We start from the raw sequence: 5,357 nt of genomic DNA, 5'->3' as shown, positions 1-5,357 counted from the left end.
CGTAGCGCAAATAGAATAAGACCGCATGCAGGATTACGGATTGAGGGTAGTGCATCCCCTTGAAATCAATCGCCATGCCTTCAAACTCACTCATACCGTTGACGCGATCCGACCTGCAGCATCACAGGCCCAAGGGGAAGAGCGAAAGTTTGCGACACTACCTTCGTGGGGCTGGGCATCGACGACCAGGTCTGGGTCCCGACAGTGTTCACGAAGAACCGGGACCGGCTGCTGACGACCGATATGTCGCGCAAGGTAATGACCGCGATCCTGGCGCACCGGGAGGTCGCGCCGCTCTTGTCGGACGAGCATTTCTCCGTCGACGGCACGCTGGTCAAGGCCTGGGCTTCAATGAAGAGCTTTCAGCCTAAGCCTGACATTACATCCCTGATGACGAGGGGCCGGACGACCCGCCCTCGCCAGCCACGACCGCCGCCGACCAACCTGAACAGACCCAAGCCGAGACCAGCCCGATGCCCCGCCCCACCCGCCAGCACCGCAACGCCGAGATCGACTTCCGGGGCGAGAAGCGCTCGAACGCCACCCATGCCTCGACCACCGATCCGGACGCCCGGCTCTACAAAAAGTCGCCCGGCACCGGCGCGATGCTGTGCTTCATCGGCCATGCTCTGATGGAGAACCGTTCGGGCCTGATCGTCCAGGGCGATCTGACGGAAGCGGACGGCCATGCCGAACGGCGTGCCGCTCTCGACATGATGCATCGCCACTCCCCGGGATCGACCCGCAGGCTGACCCTCGGGGCGGACAAGGGATATGACGCCGCCACTTTTGTCGATGATCTGCGGCAGGCCTGCGTGACACCACATGTCGCGCAGAAGTCGCGCTATTCAGCGATCGACGGGCGCACCACCCGGCACAAGGGCTATGGCCTGTCCTTGAAGCACCGCAAGCGGATCGAGGAAGCGTTTGGGTGGGCCAAGACTGTCGGCGGAATGGCTCAGACCGTTTATCGCGGCGTCGAACGGGTGCGCTCCCGCTTCGTTCTGACAATGGCGGCTAACAACCTTGCACGGCTGCCCCGATTGCTGACCGCATGAAGTCAAAAAGCGGAATTAGCCGAGGACACCCCTCGCTCCGATAGGCCGGAAGCTCGATGCAGTCGGGCACGTCCGAAGAAGACCGTTCCGCCTCGGCGACTTCTTCAGCGGCCTGTTAGTGGATCGTTGCAGACCCACCCTGGCACATCAGATGCCGTCGGGGGGCGGTCACATCATCAAAGCCTATAGCTTCTCTCCGATGATCGCGGTCTTCAGTGACCTCCTGTGCCAGATTTGGCATCTTGTGGAACATCCGACCCCTGTGCCTGTTCATCCATGCAGCCAAAGCCTGTGCCCGGGCTGAGCCAGACAGGGAGTCGCAACATGGCATCAAGACAGGACAAGGACGGACGCGGACGTTTTCCAGGCCGCGTCACCCGGCGGGGCCTGCTGAAAGGCTCCGCCGCCAGTGGGGTCGCGGCGCTTGGCAGCTATGGCGCCGGGGCGCAGGAGGTGCAGTCCGAGACCGCCCGCAGTGGCGAGACGGTGGATGTCTCTCTGAACATCAACGGCGCGGACCACAGCTTTACCCTGGATGCGAGGACCACGCTTCTCGATCTGCTGCGCGAACGGATGGACCTGACGGGGACCAAGGTCGGCTGCAATCACGGCCAGTGCGGTGCCTGCACGATCCTGCTGGACGGCACGCGGATCAATTCCTGCCTGATGCTGGCCGCGGCGGCCGATGGCAAGGCGATCACGACGATCGAAGGGCTCGGGCGCCCCGACGAGCTGCACCCCATGCAGGCGGCCTTCATCCAGCATGACGGGTTCCAGTGCGGATACTGCACGCCGGGCCAGATCCTCAGCGCCGTGGGCTGCGTGACCGAGGGCCATGCCGGCAGCCGCCCCGAGATTCGCGAATACATGTCGGGGAACCTCTGCCGCTGCGGGGCCTACAAGGGCATCACCGAAGCCGTGGCCGAGGCCCGCGACGCCACCATCGAATGGGCGGAGGCAACCTGATGCGGCCCTTCAGCTATCACCGCCCCTCGTCGCCCGAAGATGCCGTCGCGCAGGTCGCCCCAATGGGACCGGCAGGGCAGGGCGGCGCGTTCCTCGCGGGCGGCACGACCATCGTCGACCTGATGAAGCTTCATGTGGTGGCGCCGCCCAGCCTGACTGATATCGGCGCGCTCGGCCTCGACGCGATCGAGGATCGGGGGGACGGCACCCTGCATGTCGGCGCCCGCGTCACCATGGCCGCGGCGGCCGAACACCCGGCCTTCCGCGACCGGGCGCCGGTCCTGTCGGACGCCCTGTGGAAGGCCGCAAGCCCGCAGCTGCGCAACGTCGCCACGCTTGGCGGCAATGTCCTGCAGCGCACCCGCTGCCCCTATTTCCGCGACAACGTCAGCCCGTGCAACAAGCGCGACCCCGGTTCGGGCTGCGCCGCGATGGACGGGATCAACCGGCTGCTGGCCGTGCTGGGCACCTCCGACCAATGCATCGCCAGCTATGCCGGGGACTGGGCCAACGCCCTCATCCTGTTCGATGCGACAGTCGAGACGTTGACCGCCGACGGGGGAAGGGACATCGCTTTCGCTGACCTGCACGTCCCGCCGCAGGACCACCCCGAACGGGAAACGATCCTCGGCGATGACGAGCTGATCACCGGCTATCGGCTGCAGATCCCGGAATGGGCGCGGCGGTCGGTCTATGTCAAGGCGCGTGACCGCGAAAGCTATGCCTTCGCGCTGGCCTCGGCGGCGGTGGCGCTGGACATGGACGGCGACACCGTCCGCGAGGCGCGTCTGGGGCTGGGCGGCGTCGCCACCGTCCCCTGGCGGGCGCGCGAGGCCGAAGGGTTCCTGGCCGGCAAGACCCTGACCGAGGATGTGGCGACCCAGGCCGCGCAGATCGCCTTTCAGGGCGCGCAGGGCTTTGGTCACAACGACTTCAAGATCCCCTTGGGGCAGAACACGGTCGTCAAGGCGCTGCTTGACGCCGCAGCGGTCCAACTGACCGAGGAGGCCGGACAATGACCATCGGAGCACCCATCGACCGCATCGACGGTCGCCTGAAGGTCACCGGAGAGGCGCGCTATGCCGCCGACTTTGCGGTGCCGAACCCGCTCTATGGGCATCTGGTGACCTCGACGATCGGCCTGGGACGGATCACCGGCATCGATGACGCCGCAGCGCGCAAGGTGCCGGGCGTCAGGGCAATCTATCACCACGCCAATCCCCTTCCCATCGCCGAGACATCGGCGTTCTTCGGCGCCGGTGGCCGGTCACAGCAGTCCTGGCAGCCCTTCGCCGAACCCGACGTCCGCTTCTATGGCGAGACGGTCGCGCTGATCGTGGCCGAGACGGTCCTGGCCGCTCGCGAAGCCGCCAAGCTTCTTGCCTTCAGCTATGAAGCCGAGGAGCCCGCCGCGGTCTTTGACGCCGCCGGGACCGAAGCCGAGGAACTGCCCGACCGGTCGTTGTCTTCCGGCGACATCGATGCGGCGATGGAGGGTGCGGCGCAGGTTCTGGACGAGGAATACGACACCTCGGCCAACACCCACAACGCGATGGAGCTGTTCGCCACCACCGGCCATTGGCAGGGGCAGGAGCTGACGGTCTATGTCCCGTCGCAATGGGTCAAGGGCTTCCAGGCGGGCCTGGCTGTCGAGCTGGGCATCCCCGACGACCGCATCCGCGTCGTCTCGCCCTATGTCGGCGGCGGGTTCGGCGGCAAGGGTTCGCTCTATACCTGGACGTCGCTCGTGGCGCTGGCGTCCCGGGCCCTGGGGCGGCCGGTCAAGCTGTATGTGACGCGCGAACAGGGCTTCACCGTCGTATCCTATCGCGCCGAGACCCGGCAGAGCTTCCGCCTTGGCGCAGCCGCTGACGGGCGCTTCACCGGCTTTGAGCACCGCGGGCGCGAGCTGTCGTCGCGCGCCGACACCTATGTCGTGAACGGGGCCGAGGCGGCCGCGCGGATGTATCATGCCGATGCGGTCCGGACCGGCGTCACCTGCGTTCATGCCGACCGCCAGACCCCCGGCTTCATGCGTGCCCCGGCCGAGACGCCCTATTTCTTCGCGCTAGAATCCGGCGTGGACGAAATGGCGCGCAAGCTGAACATGGACCCGGTCGAACTGCGCCGTATCAACGACATCGATGCCGAGCCGGTGGACGGCGTGCCCTATACCTCGCGGTCGCTGATGGAGTGTTATGACGCGGCGGGCGAGGCGTTTGGATGGGCCGATTACGACCCGACCATCGGCGCCTTCACCGACGGCGACGACCTGGTCGGCTGGGGCTGCGCCACCGCCGCCTATCCGACGCAGATGTCGCCCTGTTCGGTGCGGGTCCACCTGGACATCACCGGCAAGGCCAAGGTGATGGTGGCCAGCCACGACCTGGGAACCGGCGCCTATACCGTCCTGGCACAGGCGGCGGCGAACGCGCTTGGCGTTCCCGTCGACAGCGTCAGCGTCGAGTTGGGGGACACGCGCCTGCCGCCCGGCACCATCGCCGGCGGGTCGGTCAGCACCGCGTCAAACGTCAGCGTAATCGAGATTGCTTGCACCTCGATCCTCGAACGGCTTGGCACGACGGCCGGGGCGATGAACCCCGAGGAGGCCTTCGGCAACTTCGGCCAGAGCGCGATCGAGGAATACGCCGAATGGGTGCCCCCCGCTGCCGGCGAGGGGGCCGGCAAGTCGCTCTATAATGGCCGGGTGCGCATCGTGGGCGGCGCCGAGGAGAAATACGTGGCCTTCGCCTTCGGCGCCGAATACGCCGAGGTTCGCATCAACCGCTATACTCGAGAGATCCGCGTCCCGCGCCTGATCGGCGCCTTCGCCGCCGGGCGGATCATGAACGAAAAGACCGCCCGGTCGCAGTATCTGGGCGGGATGATCTGGGGCCTGGGCCACGCGCTTCTGGAAAAGACCGAAATCGACCCGCGGACCGGGGCGGTGATGAACGACAACATCTCGGAATACCTGATGCCGGTGAATGCCGACGTGCAGGACTTGCGCGCGATCCTGGTCCCCGAGACGGACACCAAGGTCAACCCCGCCGGCATCAAGGGCATCGGAGAGATCGGCATCGTCGGCACCGCCGCCGCCATCGCCAATGCCGTTCATCACGCAACCGGCATCCGCGTCCGCAAGCTGCCGATCCGGATCGAGGACATTATGGAAATCTAAGGCCCGTGGACATTCATAGTTCACATGCTATCTAGGTGTCCGATCCCGGATGATCACATAGATCCTCGCCGGACGGCGCTTTTCGTGGCAAGATCTATCCTTGGCGAGGTTCGGGACGGGAGGCGAGGATGCTGATCTCTCTTCACAAGCAG

The 5,357-nt window shown here is 66.0% G+C and carries 3 protein-coding genes and 1 pseudogene; all 4 read left to right on the top strand.

Annotated elements, in window-relative coordinates; all coding sequences use genetic code 11:
• Window positions 1-162: 162 nt before the first annotated feature.
• A pseudogene (locus tag OC184_RS19440) lies at window positions 163-1,058 on the top strand (IS5 family transposase); the annotation flags it as partial.
• Between the two features lie 324 nt (window positions 1,059-1,382).
• Window positions 1,383-2,024, top strand: coding sequence for a (2Fe-2S)-binding protein (locus tag OC184_RS19435; protein ID WP_265508814.1), 642 nt, complete (start codon window positions 1,383-1,385; stop codon window positions 2,022-2,024).
• Window positions 2,024-3,043: an FAD binding domain-containing protein gene (locus tag OC184_RS19430; RefSeq protein WP_265508812.1), complete on the top strand. Its 1,020-nt coding sequence runs from the start codon at window positions 2,024-2,026 to the stop codon at window positions 3,041-3,043. Before OC184_RS19435 ends, OC184_RS19430 begins: the two co-directional genes overlap by 1 nt.
• Window positions 3,040-5,205 (top strand): xanthine dehydrogenase family protein molybdopterin-binding subunit, encoded by a 2,166-nt coding sequence (locus OC184_RS19425; RefSeq protein ID WP_265508811.1) that lies wholly within the window; start codon window positions 3,040-3,042, stop codon window positions 5,203-5,205. Before OC184_RS19430 ends, OC184_RS19425 begins: the two co-directional genes overlap by 4 nt.
• Window positions 5,206-5,357: the final 152 nt, after the last annotated feature.

It is taken from the genome of Paracoccus rhizosphaerae, from assembly GCF_026162645.1.
Taxonomy (GTDB): Bacteria; Pseudomonadota; Alphaproteobacteria; order Rhodobacterales; family Rhodobacteraceae; genus Paracoccus; species Paracoccus rhizosphaerae.
The sequence above is the reverse complement of the archived record's forward strand: the minus strand, read 5'-3'. Positions and strand labels throughout refer to the sequence as shown.

What these genes read in the sequence shown, in the direction of transcription:
- OC184_RS19430 (WP_265508812.1), top strand. Translation starts at nt 2,024, where the DNA reads ATGCGGCCCTTCAGCTATCACCGCCCCTCGTCGCCCGAAGATGCCGTC.
- OC184_RS19435 (WP_265508814.1), top strand. Translation starts at nt 1,383, where the DNA reads ATGGCATCAAGACAGGACAAGGACGGACGCGGACGTTTTCCAGGCCGC.
- OC184_RS19425 (WP_265508811.1), top strand. Translation starts at nt 3,040, where the DNA reads ATGACCATCGGAGCACCCATCGACCGCATCGACGGTCGCCTGAAGGTC.